The 14,789-nt window shown below is 59.4% G+C and carries 12 protein-coding genes and 1 pseudogene; 8 read left to right on the forward strand and 5 right to left on the reverse strand.

The genetic code is table 11. The features are described 5' to 3' along the window. The first annotated feature begins 290 nt into the window (after positions 1-290). The 3 genes from dctA (at position 291) to J8I82_RS35125 (ending at position 4,029) form a co-directional block, all read left to right on the forward strand. Positions 291-1,619, forward strand: a complete 1,329-nt coding sequence (gene dctA / locus J8I82_RS35115; protein WP_209764538.1) for a C4-dicarboxylate transporter DctA — start codon at positions 291-293, stop codon at positions 1,617-1,619. Positions 1,620-2,079: 460 nt separating this feature from the next. Then, positions 2,080-3,384 (forward strand): NAD(P)/FAD-dependent oxidoreductase, encoded by a 1,305-nt coding sequence (locus J8I82_RS35120; protein ID WP_245180501.1) that lies wholly within the window; start codon positions 2,080-2,082, stop codon positions 3,382-3,384. A 183-nt stretch (positions 3,385-3,567) separates the two neighbouring features. After that, positions 3,568-4,029, forward strand: coding sequence for a RidA family protein (locus tag J8I82_RS35125; RefSeq protein ID WP_209764542.1), 462 nt, complete (start codon positions 3,568-3,570; stop codon positions 4,027-4,029). A gap of 240 nt (positions 4,030-4,269) precedes the next feature. Here J8I82_RS35125 and J8I82_RS35130 read toward each other — a convergent pair whose 3' ends face one another. Both J8I82_RS35130 and J8I82_RS35135 read right to left on the reverse strand, forming a co-directional pair. After that, the gene (locus tag J8I82_RS35130) at positions 4,270-5,445 is read right to left on the reverse strand and encodes a M20 metallopeptidase family protein (protein WP_209764544.1); all 1,176 of its coding nucleotides are present in this window, start codon (positions 5,443-5,445) and stop codon (positions 4,270-4,272) included. A 5-nt stretch (positions 5,446-5,450) separates the two neighbouring features. Then, positions 5,451-6,449: a Bug family tripartite tricarboxylate transporter substrate binding protein gene (locus J8I82_RS35135; protein ID WP_209764548.1), complete on the reverse strand. Its 999-nt coding sequence runs from the start codon at positions 6,447-6,449 to the stop codon at positions 5,451-5,453. Positions 6,450-6,605: 156 nt separating this feature from the next. Here J8I82_RS35135 and J8I82_RS35140 point away from each other — a divergent pair, with 156 nt between their 5' ends. Next, positions 6,606-7,511 (forward strand): LysR family transcriptional regulator, encoded by a 906-nt coding sequence (locus tag J8I82_RS35140; protein ID WP_209764553.1) that lies wholly within the window; start codon positions 6,606-6,608, stop codon positions 7,509-7,511. Positions 7,512-7,544: 33 nt separating this feature from the next. Here the strand turns inward: J8I82_RS35140 and J8I82_RS35145 are convergent, their stop codons facing one another. Then, positions 7,545-8,960 carry an aminotransferase-like domain-containing protein gene (locus J8I82_RS35145; RefSeq protein ID WP_209764556.1) on the reverse strand — a complete coding sequence of 472 codons (1,416 nt, stop codon included), beginning with the start codon at positions 8,958-8,960 and terminating at the stop codon, positions 7,545-7,547. A gap of 116 nt (positions 8,961-9,076) precedes the next feature. Between J8I82_RS35145 and J8I82_RS35150 the strand changes: the two genes are divergently transcribed. The 4 genes from J8I82_RS35150 to J8I82_RS35165 all read left to right on the forward strand — a co-directional run bounded on the left by J8I82_RS35150 (position 9,077) and on the right by J8I82_RS35165 (position 12,374). Continuing rightward, the gene (locus J8I82_RS35150; protein ID WP_209764558.1) at positions 9,077-9,961 is read left to right on the forward strand and encodes an HpcH/HpaI aldolase/citrate lyase family protein; all 885 of its coding nucleotides are present in this window, start codon (positions 9,077-9,079) and stop codon (positions 9,959-9,961) included. Continuing rightward, on the forward strand, positions 9,958-10,707 hold the full coding sequence (locus tag J8I82_RS35155) for a glutathione S-transferase N-terminal domain-containing protein (protein WP_209764560.1): 750 nt from the start codon (positions 9,958-9,960) through the stop codon (positions 10,705-10,707). The genes J8I82_RS35150 and J8I82_RS35155 overlap by 4 nt, the downstream gene beginning before the upstream one ends. Positions 10,708-10,786: 79 nt before the next feature. Further along, positions 10,787-12,151: an MFS transporter gene (locus J8I82_RS35160; protein ID WP_209764562.1), complete on the forward strand. Its 1,365-nt coding sequence runs from the start codon at positions 10,787-10,789 to the stop codon at positions 12,149-12,151. A gap of 70 nt (positions 12,152-12,221) precedes the next feature. Continuing rightward, a complete protein-coding gene (locus J8I82_RS35165) occupies positions 12,222-12,374 on the forward strand; it encodes a hypothetical protein (protein WP_209764564.1) in 153 nt (50 codons plus the stop codon). A gap of 4 nt (positions 12,375-12,378) precedes the next feature. Here J8I82_RS35165 and J8I82_RS39770 read toward each other — a convergent pair. Continuing rightward, a pseudogene (locus tag J8I82_RS39770) lies at positions 12,379-13,111 on the reverse strand (transposase); the annotation flags it as partial. Between the two features lie 230 nt (positions 13,112-13,341). Then, positions 13,342-14,373 (reverse strand): alcohol dehydrogenase, encoded by a 1,032-nt coding sequence (locus J8I82_RS35175; protein WP_209764585.1) that lies wholly within the window; start codon positions 14,371-14,373, stop codon positions 13,342-13,344. Between the last annotated feature and the right edge of the window lie 416 nt (positions 14,374-14,789).

Raw genomic sequence — 14,789 nt, forward strand, 5'->3', positions numbered from 1 at the left:
AGTTGATCGTCACGCTCCTGGAGCCCTATTTACAGCCCGATAATTATTAAAGATATTTGCGGGATGTTGTACTAGCGGGGCTTGCGTCTCCGACTCAAGCCCTTCTCACCGCCCCCATTCCGTAACGCGGGCCCTGTTCAGGAATGGTGCACGGAATATCACGCGAAGCCTCCCCGAGAGGCTGGACCCACCCATTGGGGCAAGCGCTTAACCAGTAAATTCAGTAAATCGCCAGATTTTGCATTGCAACCAAGCTTCCTCACATCTGATACGAAGAGTGGAGTCTCCATATGCTGCGTCGGCTTTTTAAGCACGTCTACTTTCAAGTTTTCGTTGCTATTTTCATAGGTGTTGCTATTGGGCATTTTTTCCCAACCATTGGTCAATCATTGAAGCCGTTAAGTGATGGCTTCATTCGGTTGGTCAAGATGATCACGCCACCACTGATTTTTGTCACGATTGTGAGTGGCGCGTCGCAGATTGGTGACCTCAAGGCCTTGGGCAAGATCGGCGGAAAGACGTTGATCTACTTTGAAATTGTTACTACGCTTGCATTATTGATCGGCTTGGCGCTGGTCAATATGATCGAGCCCGGTGCCATGATGAATCTGCACGTGGGAATGGTCGATGCGCATGCCTTGCAGCAGTATCAGGGCCAGCTCCAGAAAGAATCCGGCTTAGTGGGATTCCTGTTGAACATCATTCCGAATAGCGCCATTGGAGCGTTCGCTACCGGCGATATGCTCCAGATTCTGCTTTTCTCATGCCTGTTTGCAGTGGGTGTCTCGCACTTGGGGGAAAAGGGAAAGATGCTGCTGGGCTTCTTCGAGGGCCTCTCAGATGTCTTCTTCAAAATTGTAGGCATCGTCATGCGCCTGGCGCCGATCGGTGCCTTCGGTGCCATGGGTTACTCGGTCGGAAAGTACGGGTTGTCGACTTTGCATTCGCTGGGAATGCTATTGATCACCGTCTATGCAGCTACCATTTTGTTCATGGTGTTTGTACTAGGAACCATTTGTCGGGCGAGTGGCTTCAGTCTGTGGCGACTACTGGGGCATATCAAGGGTGAGATCCTATTGGTATTGGCCACCACATCATCGGAATCCGTGTTTCCCCAGTTGATTCGAAAACTCGAGGGTCTAGGATGTCCGAAGCAAGTGGTCGGTATTGTCATGCCGATGGGATACTCGTTCAATCTGGACGGCACTTGTGTGGCACAAGTCATCTGTGCCATGTTTATTGCTCAGGCATTCGGCGTCCATATGAGTCTGGTCGATCAATTGACGCTTCTTGGCGTATCCATGCTGACCTCTAAAGGATCCGCGGGCGTGGCGGGCGCGAGCTTTGTTGCGCTTCTGGCCACGTTAACGACGTTCAAGCACATTCCTATCGAGGGGGCGGCATTGATTCTCGGCGTAGATCGTTTTATCTCTGAGATTCGCGCGGTCACAAACATGATCGGAAACGCTGTTGCTACGTTGGTAATCTCCGGGTTGGAGAAGAAGCGGGATAACGTACAACTGAATCTGGTGTTGAATGGTAGGGGAGCGCCGTTCCAGAGCCAAGCGACCAGCCCCTCGGAAAGCTGCGCTGTGCCGCAGGATTCACCATCCGCTTGATCGCTGCAACGTTCAGCTTGGACGTTTCGGGCCGACGGGGGCGCTGAGCAGGGCGATCCTCGGGCGGCACGTCCTCGCGCCGTCGAGAACGGCGCCTGCTATTTGTGAATTTCCCTCCAAGGTGTTTGGAGAGAACGTCGCTTCCACATGACGCGAAGCCTTGGGCAGAATGGACCTGCCTGGGCTTCGGGGCAGTGACGTCTCCTATTTCGATGGCCGCCGGTGCCGTCGCCGTATCGAAGCCCTCGACGCGCCCTTGACCTTGGCCGCCACGTCCGGGTGGATCGCTATCGCATCCCCCTTCGTGCCATCGATATGTGGCGGCGCACCTTCCACCAGTGGGAAGGTCAGTCTCGTGGGTGCTTGGCATCCAACACGCCAGCTTGGTCATGTTCCCGTTCGCATTCGATTCTGTGCGACGGAAGCTACTCGTCAATCAAAAAGAGCCCTGACTTCTGCCATGATTCCAAGCCCCCAGAATCTGAGCGCCCAACGCTCCCCTGACGCAGGCGCCCTTGCCTCAGCCACGGTGATTGAGGGCAGCCACACGGTTGTGATTGTTGGCGGCGGCGCCGCTGGGATCGGTGTCGCCGCAAGTCTACTCGCCCGTGAGCCGGACCTCGATATTGCCCTGATCGACGCAGCGCAGACGCACTATTACCAGCCTGGCTTCACGATGGTCGGCGGTGGTTTTTTCGATGCCGGAGCAACCGTACGAAGAATGGTTGACTGCCTGCCACCGAAGGTGCGCTGGATTGAGGCCGAGGTATCGGCTTTCGAGCCCGAGCAGAATCAGGTGGTTCTGAGCTATGGACGCCGCGTCCGATACGAACGTCTTATTGTCTGCCCTGGCTTAACGCTCAACTGGGAAGGCATTGAAGGGCTGGCAGAGACGCTCGGGCGCAATGGCGTCACGTCCAACTATCGATTCGATCTTGCGCCATATACCTGGCAGTTGGTGAACAGTCTGCGCGGGGGCCAGGCCTTCTTTACGCAACCACCGATGCCTATCAAATGTGCGGGGGCAGCGCAGAAGGCGATGTACTTGTCCTGTGATGCCTGGAGGCAGAAGGGGACACTTAGCAGTACCACTGTCCGGTTCTATAACGCTGGAGCTGTGCTGTTTGGCGTTGCAGATTATGTCCCGGCATTGATGTCATATGTTGAGGCGTACGGGATCGATCTGTGTTTCCAGCATACTTTGGTTGGCATAGACGGCCCGGGGAGAATCGCGCGCTTCAACAGAGTCATGCCGGACGGCTCTGTACAAATTGTGGAGGAGACATTCGACATGATTCATGTCGTGCCACCGCAAGTCGCGCCTGACTTCATCAAGACAAGTCCCCTTGCTGACCACGCCGGATGGATCGACGTCAATCCGACGACGTTGCGGCATACGAGCTTCACAAACATTTGGGCATTGGGCGATGCAACCAACACCACCAACGCCAAGACGATGGCCGCTGCGCGTAAGCAGGCGCCGATCGTTGCGCACAACGTGCTTGCGAGCTTAGGTCGGGTGACGGGGCAGGCGAAATATGATGGTTACGGATCCTGCCCGCTAACTGTTGAGCGCGGGAAGATTGTTCTGGCTGAGTTCGTCTACGGCGGCAAGATTAAGCCAACCTTTCCGGATTGGATTATCGATGGCACAAAGCCGTCTCGCGTGGCATGGATGCTCAAGACGAATGTCCTGCCCCCGCTTTACTGGCAAGGGATGCTTAAGGGCCGAGAGTGGCTCGCTCGCCCGGAACTGGCGGAGTAGCCGGAGGAAGTCGCTTGACCGCAGAACTGGCTCGCTAATCAGTGAGCCCTTGCCCGCTGTGGTCACCGGGTCATTCCTGTCGCGGCGTGTGCCCCTGTCCCTTGAGCGCATCACCGGACGCAACAGGCCTGGAGAATCGTAGTTCTTGCTTAAAATTTATCCTTTTGCTGACAGGAGCACACCATGCACGAATCTGTGTACGATACCCTCGCCGGTCTTGACCTTGAACTACCTGCCGTTAGTGCGCCCGCCGCTGCGTACGTGATGGCGGCGCAGAGTGGAAGCACGGTCTTTCTATCAGGCCATATTGCTCGCAAGGATGGTAAGCCTTGGGTTGGAAAGCTCGGTCAAAATCTAAGCACTGAGGAGGGCAAGGATGCTGCGCGTTCGATTGCCATTGACTTGCTTGCCACCCTGCATGCTCATCTGGGCGACCTCAACCGTGTCAAGCGTGTGGTCAAGGTGATGAGCTTGGTTAACTCGGTCCCGGACTATACGGAGCAGCACCTGGTCACCAACGGTGCATCCGAGCTTCTGGTGCAGGTCTTCGGGGAAAAGGGAAAGCACGCGCGCAGCGCATTTGGTGTCGCACAAATCCCGCTGGGTGCTTGTGTTGAGATTGAGATGGTTGTCGAAGTACTGTAGCGGCAATTGAGGTGAGGAAGAGAACAGTGCTTGCCAACCCCATCTACGGGATGGCGTTTATCCCACATTCGTCCCCGGGTCAGCGTACCGGTATTTTGCCACCCATAAGTAGCCGCGATTCCGGCGCGCCTATCATGGTCGGACAGTTGTGCCTCATGGCGGTGCTGCTGCCATGAGGCACGAAGTGTTGTCGAGAGGGATATGGGAGCCGTTACCAAGCGTATCGCCTCCGCGTTTCGCCTACTTAGGCTGCTGAAGGAACTCGATGGCGTAGGCAGCGTGAAGCGCGGCACCGGTTACTAACGACGTCTCATCGATGTTGAATCGAGGGTGATGGTGAGGGAAGCAGGCACCGCACTCCTCGTTGCGGGCGCCAACGAACGCGAAGACCCCCGGATAGACCGCCAGAAAGTCACCGAAGTTTTCCGATGCCATGAGGGTGTCTTGCCGCGTCAATGCGCCTTCCATCCCGAACCGGCGAATGGCCGATTCCGCGACGGCGCTGCAGTACTCGTCATTCCGGACGATCTTGCTGCCCGCGCTCCGGAACTTCAGCTCGGCGTGGACGCGATGGGTCTCGGCCGTGGACTTCACCATCCGGGCAAAGCCGTGCTTCATCAGCGTGCGCGTCGATTCGTTGGTGTTTCTCATGGTGCCGGAGAGGACAAGCCGATCCGGTATCACGTTGGCGGCCTGACCGCCCTGAATCTTGCCGAAGGTCAGGGCGAAGCCGTGGGCCGGATCCAGTTCTCGACTCAGGAGGGCGGAGGCGTTCAGTACCAGTGCGGCGCCGGCGATGATCGGGTCCGCACCTCGATTCGGATTGGCGCCGTGGCATCCCACTCCGTCAATGACGACCTCAAAGACGTCGCTGCCCGCCATCCTCGGACCGGCTTCGACCGAAATTTTTCCCCGCTCGATTTCCGACCAGAGGTGGATGCCAAAGACGGTTTCGACAGGGTGGTTGGCGAACTGCTCAAGCATCTCTTGCGTGCCACCGCCCACTTCCTCGGCTTGCTGGAAGCAAAGGAGCACGGTCCCACGCGGTTGGGAGCGCAGCGACTTCAGCAATCGGGCGGTGCCAAGTAGCATGGCGACATGGCCGTCATGGCCGCAGGCGTGCATGACGCCAGGGATCACCGACTCGTACGCGAGATGCGAGTTGGTCTCCTGGATTGGCAGCGCATCCATGTCAGCGCGAAGCACGACGGCCCGGTCCGCGCGGCTCCCCTCGAGGATGCCGAGAATTCCATGGGTGCCGACTCTCAGGTATGGCACATTGATCGCGTCCAGCTCCGCGGCGACCAGGTCTGCCGTTCGCTGTTCCTGGAAGGACAGTTCGGGACTCCGATGGATTTTCCGGCGGATCGCGGTCATGTAGTCGAGTTCTGCGTCGGCGATTTCTTTGAGGTTCATGACGATTAGGGTTGCAGCGAAATGGATTTGGCGATGGACCGATACTGCGCGACGCTGCGGGAGTAATCGTCCTGCGCCTGAGAAAGGGACTGCGGCTTCGCCACGATGACGTTGGCGCTTTCGGCTGAGGTCTTCAGTGCTGAGTCACGCAGCGCGGCAGTGATGGCCTGGCGCAGCGTATTCACCACGGGCTCAGGTGTGTCCTTCTTGACCAGGAGCCCCACCCAGAGGCTGTAGGAGTAGTCTTTCAGCGATTTAGCGTCAGCAGTGGCCGGCACGTTCTGGAATTCGGCGCTGCGTTCCGGGGAGACCACCGCCAGCATCTTGATCTTCTTGTCACGAATGAACCCGGCAGAGTTTGTCCCGAGCGCGCCCAGGAACAGATCGATCTGCCCGCCCACCAAATCAAGTGTCATGGGCGTGCCGCCTTTGTAGGGGACGTGAAGCAGTGGTGTCCCGATAGACTGGGAAAACTTCTCCCCCAGCAGATGATAAAGAGAGCCGACGCCGACGCTGCCATAGGTCAGCGGGTGTCCTGACTTGGCACGCTGGGCCGCGTACTGCGCCAACTCATCAACATTGGCAACCGGCAGGTCGCCTCGACTTAACACCGCTAGCGTCAGGTCGCCCACCTTCTGGACCATCCGGAATTCTTCACTGGTGAATTTGGCGGACCCAATGACCAATGGCGCCAGGATCAGCTCGTTTGGCGATCCGACGTAAATGTAGTAGCCGTCGGCCGGCAGGTTGAGTACTTTGCGCGCTGCAATCGCCCCGCTGGCGCCGCCGAGATTCTCGACAATGACCGGCTGGCCAAGCTCGGCGGCCATCGTCTTTGCCAGTGCTCTCGCTAGCGCATCGGAAGTCCCGCCGGCCGGATAGGGCACCATGAGTGTGATCGGCTTGGCGGGGAAACTCGGCGTGGCAGCGACCGCTGGAGCGCATAGCGAAAGCGCTGCCATCGCGGTAAGGACACCGACCCGATGGTTCAGATTGAGCAGCATTAATTTGTCTCCTTTGTCGGATGAAATGCCCCTCTTGTTAGTCAGTGCAATCAACGCTTGTCGGTGGAGCTGGGGGCTTGCTGACGATGCTAGGAGACGCGAGGTATGCAGTAAAATACTGTTTGACAATGCCTCCCATGCCGGAACGGTATCGCTATGGAACTCCGACAATTGCGCTACTTCATCGCGGTGGCCGAGCATGCGAGCATCACCCTTGCCGCGGAGTCGATTCACATCGCCCAGCCAGCGCTGACTCGGCAGATGCAGACGCTTGAGCAGGATCTGGGCGCCACGCTGATGGAGCGGTCCGCACGAGGCATCCGCCTGACCGAAGCGGGAAAGCAGTTACTCGTGGATGCGCGGAAAATCTTGGAGGAGGAGGCCGCGGCGAAGCTACGCGTTCAGCGTGCAAGTCGCGGCGAAGTAGGGCATTTGTCCATCGGCCTGCCGGTCATGCAAAGCCTGCCGCCCAGGATTGCTGGCATCCTGCGGGCCTATCACCGGGCTGTGCCTGGCGTCGCCTTGACGCTGCATCATCTGCTCTCAGACGCGCAGTTGGAGTTGCTGCGTAGCGGGCGACTGGATGCGGGATTCCTCCTGTTCCGGCCGGTTGACGATCCGACCTTGGCGGGCATGCCGGTCTTCTCGGATGCGATGCTGCTGGCGTACCCATCGGATTGGAACTGGGCCGCGGGCCGGCCCAAGGTACTGCGGGATCTGCAGGATGTGGAGTTCGTGTGGCTGCCGCGCAGCGCGGCCCCCACCTGGCACGACCAGTTGATTCACTGTTTTTTCGACGCTGGGTTCACGCCCCGCGCCGTGGTTCACGGCGTTGACGCCGGTTCGATGTTATCACTGGTGGCCGCAGGAATGGGGTGCACCATACTTCCGGAGTCGGCGCGTGACCGAGCGCCCTCGACGGTGTCGTTTCTCTCGCTCGACGATCTTCGGATCCGCCAGGATTGGGAGTTTGTCTGGCGTACGGACCGGCCCTCGGCGCTGATTGAGCGATTTCGCGAGACGGTAACGCAGGCCTGTGGCGACCAGCTTGCGTCGTCCTAGGCGGCGGGCATTGTGGTGGTGCCCGGCGCCCGCCTAGCGACACATCGCCTTGACGCTTTGGCCCAGCCAATGCAGCGTGCTGTCAAGGGAATCAGACCAGGGGTGGCTGCAGTTGAGACGGATGAAGTTTCGGTACCCTTCTCGCGCCGAGAAGATCGGGCCAGGCGCGATGCCAATGTCCTTGGCGGCGGCAAGTTCGAACAGTTGCTGAGAGTCGGCATCATCTGGCATCTGGATCCAGAGGACGAATCCGCCCTGCGGTCGAGACACCCTTGTGCCGACAGGGAAGTGCTCGAAGACGGCTTCGGACATCCGGCTTACGCGCGACTGGAGCTGCTGGCGCAGGCTCCGGAGGTGGCGCTCATAGGCGTGATGCAGAAGGTAATAGGCAATCGCCGCTTGCGGAGGCACGGATGTGCCAAGCGTTGTCGCGAACTTCCGGTTCGCGATGGCTTCTCGGTACCTTCCCGCAGCCACCCATCCAATCTTGAAGCCCGGTGCCAAGCATTTGGTAAAGGAGCCGCAATGCAGGATGGTGCCTTGCGTGTCGAAGGCCTTGGCCGCGCGGCTGCGTTGCAGATCGAACTGCAACTCGGCATACACGTCATTCTCGACCAGCGGGACATCGTGTTTCCGCAGCAACTTGGCGAGCTCCCGCTTTTTGGACTCCGACATCGAGAACCCCAGTGGATTCTGGCAATTCGTCATCAGCAGGCATGCGGAGACTTTATGTCGAGACAACGTCTTGTCCAACACGCTGAGGTCCAGGCCGGCTTCCGGATCCGTTGGCATTTCCAGGGCGGAGAGGCCTAGTTGCTTTAGCAATTGGAGACCAGAGAAGAACATTGGGGAGTCGATCAACACGAGGTCGCCCGGGCGGGCGAGGGCCTGCAATGACAGACTGATGGCTTCCATTCCCCCACAGGTGATGACGATCTCGTCCATTGGCACGGCGTAGCCCAGTTCGAGATATCGCTGGGCGATCGCCCGGCGCAGCGCGGGCAGTCCCAACTGCAGGTCCACCAGTGTCTTGGCGTAGCTACCTTGCCGGCTGCTGGCGCTCAGCGCTCGATTCAAGCTCTGGATCGGAAATAGGGATGGGTCGACAAACGAGGAACCCAGCGAGGTCACCCGCGCGCTGACCAGGTCGCCGAGCGTTTCCCGAAGACGGTCGGATTTCCCGACGCGGACCACGCTTGGCCGTGTCAGGCCAGTCCGTGGCAGTTTGGGTACGTCTAGTGCGGTTGCGCGCACATAGAAGCCGGATTGTGGCTTGGCCTCGATCACCCGCCGGGCCTCAAGCAACGAATAGGCTTGGACGACCGTGTTCTTGCTCACTTTGCGCTCTTCGGCGGCCTTTCGGACGGACGGCAAGGCATCGCCAGGCTGTAGCGAGCCGGCCTCAATCAGTCTAGCGATGTCTTCGGCGATCTCAAGGTAGCGCGTCATTTGTGTGGCTCGGGGCTGGCAAACTGTACCAGTCATTTAGTGAAAAAACTGTCACTGTACCAATGGTACTGCCGTTCCTAAAGTGAGCGCACCTCAAACCGAAATGGAGACAACTCATGGACAAGGCAGTACAGCCCATTCCGCGTCGCAGCATGCTCTTCGTACCGGGTCTGCGCCCGGATCGTGCGAAGAAGGCCTTCGCCTCGCAAGCCGATGTGGTTTGCGTGGACCTGGAGGATGCCGTGGCGATTGATCACAAGGATGACGCGCGCAGTCTCGCGTTGCCGCTGTTTGCTGAGTCGAACCCGAACGGGTGCGAGCGGGTTTTGCGCATTAATTCGCTGGACACCGTGCATGGCCTGCGCGATGTCGATGCGATCGCTCGGCTAAAGCACGTGCCCGATGCCGTGATGATGACCAAGGTCCGCTCCGCCTCGGAGGTCAAGCTGCTCGAGGAACTGCTGCAGGGCGCAGCCGCTTCCATCAAGTTCTACGTGACACTGGAAACGAACCGCGGACTCGAGGATGTTTTCGAGATCGCCGGCGCCAGTCCGCGCATGGCATGTCTGCTGTTTGGCGAGGTAGATCTCTCGGCTGATCTGCGGTGCAAGCGCACGTCTAAGGCCTTGCTGTATGCGCGCTCACGGATGGCGCATGCTGCGGCGACGTTCGAACTCGACGCCATGGACGTGCCCCATATCCATCTCGAGGACGTAGACAGCTTGCGCACCGCCGCCGCCCATGCGGCGGAGCTGGGCTTCACCGGAAAAGCCTGCATTCATCCGACGCAGATTCCGATCGTCCACGAGTACTTCACGCCCTCCGCAGAAGAGGTGGCTAACGCAGAGCTGGCGGTGGAGGCGTTCAGGCAGAGCGGTGAGACAGGATTGGCGGTGCTCAACGGCCTAATGCTGCAGAAGCCCGTGCTTCGCTCGTCGCAGCGCATTCTGGCACTGGCCCGCCAAAACAATGCCGGGCGCAGGGAAGAGGTGCAAGCGTGACTGAGGACGTGATTCTCTACGAGCTGGCGGCCGCGGACGACACGCGCTTTAGCCCTTTTTGCTGGAGAACGCGCTGGGGCCTCAGCCACAAGGAACTGTCGTTCAAATCGGTACAGATTGGTTTTCCTGACATCGGGGAACTTGGTGGGTTCCAGCGAACAGTGCCGGCGATCCGGGTGGGCGAGACGTTCGTCGAGGACAGTTGGAACATCGCGGAATTTCTCGATGAAATGTATCCGCATCGCGCTGCGTTATTTGGCTGTCCGCCGGCCCGCGGTGCGGTGCGGTTTGTCGAATGCTTTACCGATAAGGTGATCCATCCAACGATGCTCAGACTGGTGTCGCGCGATGTGTTCGATCGGATGGACCCGTACGACCGGACCTACTTCCGCCGCACCCGCGAGGAGATGCTGGGCTGCACCCTGGAAGAGGCCCAGGCCAGCCGTGAACAAACAGTGCAGGCTTTCAGGAAGGCAATCCACCCGATTCGCCTGACGCTGAACAAGCAGCCCTGGATTTGTGGCGGCACCCCGGGGCATGCGGACTACATCGTGCTGGCCGCGTTTCAGTGGGGCCGGCTGGCCACGAACTTCAAGATTCTGGAGGACGACGACCCCATCGCGAAATGGTTTCAGCGAGGACTGGATCTTCACGATGGATTCGGTCGGCGGGTACACCCCGACGATGGGGGGCCGGGCTTTTCGTCCGTGGGCCTGTGGAAGGAGGCCATGAAGGTCCCAGGCTGATGGGAACTGACAAACTGGGGATGACGGGGTGGCAGCCGTAGATCCCCAACCAACCACTACAAGACACCGGAGACAACCCATGCTTAAGACGACTGACTTGGGCGAGCTACCGCTTGCGCAAGCCCCATCCATTGACTCCAGCGCCTATCGTAAGGCGACCTGGCGTCTCATTCCGTTCCTCGCGGTCTGCTTCGTGTTCGCTTATCTGGACCGCGTCAACATCAGCTTTGCGAAGTTGCAGATGCAGAGCGATCTGGGGTTCTCGGATGCCGCCTATGGGCTTGGCGCGGGGATCTTCTTTATCGGTTACTTCCTGTTTGAAATACCCAGCAACGTCATCCTCGAGCGGGTCGGCGCGCGACGGTGGATTGCCCGCATCATGATTTCATGGGGGCTGGCTTCGGCCATGATGATGTTCGTACGCGATGAGTTCTGGTTCTATACGCTGCGCTTCATGATCGGTGCGACGGAGGCCGGGTTCATGCCGGGCGTGATGCTTTACTTCACCTACTGGTTCCCCGCCAAGAAGCGCGCGCAGATCAACGCGTTGTTCCTCACTTCTGTGCCGTTGTCAGGTGTTGTCGGCGGCCCGATTGCCGGCTTCGTGATGACTGTCTTCGACGGCGTGGGGCACATGCCGGGATGGCAATGGCTGTTCGTACTGGAAGGAATTCCCACCATGCTGCTGGGCGTGGCAGTCCTCTTCTACTTGCCAGACCGCCCGGCAACCACCAAATGGCTTACGACAGCCGAGAAGCATGCCATCGAGGGGAACCTGGCGCATGAATCGCGAGCCAGCCACCGGGAGCACCATTTTGGCCGGGCACTACGTCAGCCAGAAACGCTATTCCTTGCCACCGTCTATTTGTTCACGCTTATTGGATTGTGGGGACTGACGTTCTGGCTGCCGGAACTGATCAAGCAGACCGGCGTCACGCACAAGGTGACGATTGGCTTTCTGACGGCCGTCCCCTATGCAGCGGGGGGCATCGCCATGGTCATGGTGGGTCGTAGCTCGGATCGGACCGGCGAGCGTAAGAGGCACATGGGCATCGCGCTGCTGGTGGGAAGTGCCGGGTATGGGCTCTCGGCCACGTTTGGCGGAGACACCACCATGGCAATGTGCGCGCTTTCCCTGGCCGCGATCGGGACCATCGGTTGCCTGCCCGTATTCTGGACCTTCCCGCCCAAGGTGCTTGCCGGGCCCGCCGCGGCAGGTGGCATCGCGCTAATCAATTCCGTGGGCAATCTCGGCGGAGCGATCAGCCCCTATCTCGTCGGCAAAGTGAAAGAACTCACCGGGAGTACCGAAATGGCTCTCTATACCATCGGAGGCAGCATGATGATCGCGGCCCTTCTCGTGTTGTTCGCACTGCCGTGGAAGCTCTCAGCGCGAGACAAGATCGAGACTCCGAAGTTGCCTGCGGGAGTGGTGCAGCAATAGGGAGCAAAGCCGCCGATCAGACCGTCTTAGTCGGCGGGAATGGTCGCACACGGCTGCGGCTTCTATGCTCGTGTCGGCGTCGTTGCATCCGCCTGGCACGATGGCCTACGAGTTCCAGAGCACGTTGGACGAGCCACCGCGCTCGTCATTCACCGGCATGCCGCGCGCGCAGCAGTCGGTCAAGCAAGTCGAGGTGCAGGTGCGCAAGCCCAGCGGCTACTGACTACCTAGTAGGAAGCGTTAAACACACCATGGGGCATGGGATCCACTTGACATCCGAGGTTGGCGAGGCGTTTGAGCAGGCGGCGGATGGTCTTGTTGACGTCGTGACGGTTGAAGTAATCGCAGCCAAGGTTGGCGTACTCAACACCATCGCGGAGCATACGGTAGGCGGCGGTGAGCATGAAGGCGGCCACGGCCTGGATGGCCTTCTTGCCACCGCGGCGGGCCTTGATGCGCAGGAACTGAGCGTGCAGGTAGCTGGTTTTGACCCATACCGCAGCCCAGGCCTCGTCACCAGGGCGGTCTTGAGCAAGGTGCCACTCTTGCGCACGCGAGTGCTGCGCCGCTTGCCGGCGCTCTCGTCGTTGCGCGGCACAGCCCTGCCCAGGACACCAGGTGGCCGGCATCCGGAAAGCGCGTCATGTCGACGCCGATCTCCGCCAAGAGGACTTGAGCGGTCAGGTCGCTAACCCCGGGGATCGTGGTCAGTAGGCGAGCGCGCTGTCGGATCGGCGCCAACGCTTTTCCCACGACGGCGTCGAGTTCGGCCAGGGTGTGCTCCAGTGCGCCAATGATGTTCCAGGTGCAGTTTCAGCATCGTGCGGTGGTGGTCGGTAATGCGTCCGCGCAGCACCTCACGCAACTCGGCGTGCTTCTTTCGGGCGGTGCCTGGGCGAGCGCCGCGAGTCGCTCGGGGTCGACCTCGCCATTGACGATGGCATTGTGGCTCCGGCCTGATCAGCATTCTTTGATTTCACAAGATGAAACGAATCGCAATTCCAACGCCGTTTTCAGCACAGCCATCGCAGTGTTGGAGGCGGGCGCGTACTCTCGGATGTGCTCGGCCGCAGCGGCCGTGCCCTGCTCACTTCGGCTACGGCAGGTTGCTCAGACCATCCCTAATCTAAAGCTCCAGGCCCGTCAAGCGGAAACGGACAATTAAAGCCGGTCTCGACACGTAAGCGCCGTTAAATGGCACCCATCGTTAGCACCATGCGGAACTTGACCTGTCCCGACATCATGCGTTGATAGGCTTCGTTCGCTTTCTCCAGAGGCATGGTTTCGATCAGCGGACGAACATCGGTCAGCACACTGAAGTCCAACGCCTTTTCCGATTCAAACGGCGTGCCTGTGATGTTGCCCTGGATCATGCGTTCACCACCCACCAGCGCGCCGGGCATGATGGCCAGCGGCTCTCGACCGACGCCCACGACGAGCAGCCGTCCTTGCGGCGCGAGGCCAGGCACGAGCGAAGAAGCGGCGGCACTGTTTGTGATGGTGGTCAGGATTACCTGCGCCCCACCGCTCTCCTTTAGACGCGCGACCGGATCTTCGGCTTGCGTGTCGATATAGACGTGCGCACCCAGCGCGCGAACATCGTCGGCAATATCGGCACCTCGGCCGACGGCAACGACCTTGAACCCCATCCTGCGCGCATATTGAATGGCCATGTGCCCCAGGCCGCCAATGCCTTGGATTGCGACGAGATCGCCAGCCTGCGCACCGGATTTGCGGAGCGCGTTGAATGTTGCAATGCCGGCGCACAGAAGGGGCGCCGCCGCTTCTGAACTGAGTTCGTCGGGAATCGAGACCAATCCCGTGCTGCGCGCGAGCATCATTTGCGCGTAGCCCCCGTCCCGGGAACTTCCCATGACGGGTTGGTTCTTGCAGAGTTGGAATTGACCGCGACGGCATTGCTCGCATTCGTTGCAGGGCCCGCCCAACCGGCCTACGCCAACACGTTGACCCAGCTTCCAGATTGAAGCGGTGTCGGGCCCCATCGCCACGATACGTCCAACAACTTCATGGCCAGGAACGCGTGGGAGTTGCAGTCCCGTCTCCCGTCCTTCAATGGCACCTGCGTCAGCGCCACAGATCCCGCAGGCCTCCACCTGCAGCAGGACTTCGCCCGCAGCGGGTGTCGGTGTGTTTCGTTCAACTAGTTCGAGCGTGCCAGGCTTGGTCACTTGCATCGCTTTGTAAGTCTTCTGTTCCGGCATGGCAAATCCTCGTTAATGGAAAAAAACGCAGTGTGTCGAGTGCGTGTGGTACCGCATGCAAAGGCGCCCTGCAGCTACCCCCGCTCAGCGACCTAGCTGTGAAACTTTCGTGACATTTCGGATCACCGTTTTGACCTTCCTAGAAGACGAGCTATTTATCAATGCTCTAAACGCTCACCCCGGGGGCCGAGCCAGCTTCCCGTTCGAGTCCATATGCCGAGCTATTGTTCGAATTACACCGCTCACTCGCAAACGAGATATTCTGTTTTTATTGAAAGAAAAAGTTTATAGTAGCCGCGCGAAACACGGCGCTGCGTCATGCCTGATGACTTCTCTTTCGCCTCGGTCAGCTTTGCGACGACGAGTCAGCTCCAGCATTGACTCTGAGCGCTGCTTCAGTTCCTACCGCGCTGTAG

Origin of the sequence: Cupriavidus consociatus, from assembly GCF_017814975.1 — a bacterium.
In the GTDB taxonomy this organism is placed as follows: Bacteria; Pseudomonadota; Gammaproteobacteria; order Burkholderiales; family Burkholderiaceae; genus Cupriavidus; species Cupriavidus consociatus.

Coding starts and splice junctions, on each gene's coding strand:
- J8I82_RS35160 (WP_209764562.1), top strand. CDS start 10,787: ATGCTTAAGACGACTGACTTGGGCGAGCTACCGCTTGCGCAAGCCCCA.
- J8I82_RS35150 (WP_209764558.1), top strand. CDS start 9,077: ATGGACAAGGCAGTACAGCCCATTCCGCGTCGCAGCATGCTCTTCGTA.
- J8I82_RS35140 (WP_209764553.1), top strand. CDS start 6,606: ATGGAACTCCGACAATTGCGCTACTTCATCGCGGTGGCCGAGCATGCG.
- J8I82_RS35135 (WP_209764548.1), bottom strand. CDS start 6,449: ATGCTGCTCAATCTGAACCATCGGGTCGGTGTCCTTACCGCGATGGCA.
- J8I82_RS35125 (WP_209764542.1), top strand. CDS start 3,568: ATGCACGAATCTGTGTACGATACCCTCGCCGGTCTTGACCTTGAACTA.
- J8I82_RS35145 (WP_209764556.1), bottom strand. CDS start 8,960: ATGACGCGCTACCTTGAGATCGCCGAAGACATCGCTAGACTGATTGAG.
- J8I82_RS35130 (WP_209764544.1), bottom strand. CDS start 5,445: ATGAACCTCAAAGAAATCGCCGACGCAGAACTCGACTACATGACCGCG.
- dctA (WP_209764538.1), top strand. CDS start 291: ATGCTGCGTCGGCTTTTTAAGCACGTCTACTTTCAAGTTTTCGTTGCT.
- J8I82_RS35175 (WP_209764585.1), bottom strand. CDS start 14,373: ATGCCGGAACAGAAGACTTACAAAGCGATGCAAGTGACCAAGCCTGGC.
- J8I82_RS35120 (WP_245180501.1), top strand. CDS start 2,080: ATGATTCCAAGCCCCCAGAATCTGAGCGCCCAACGCTCCCCTGACGCA.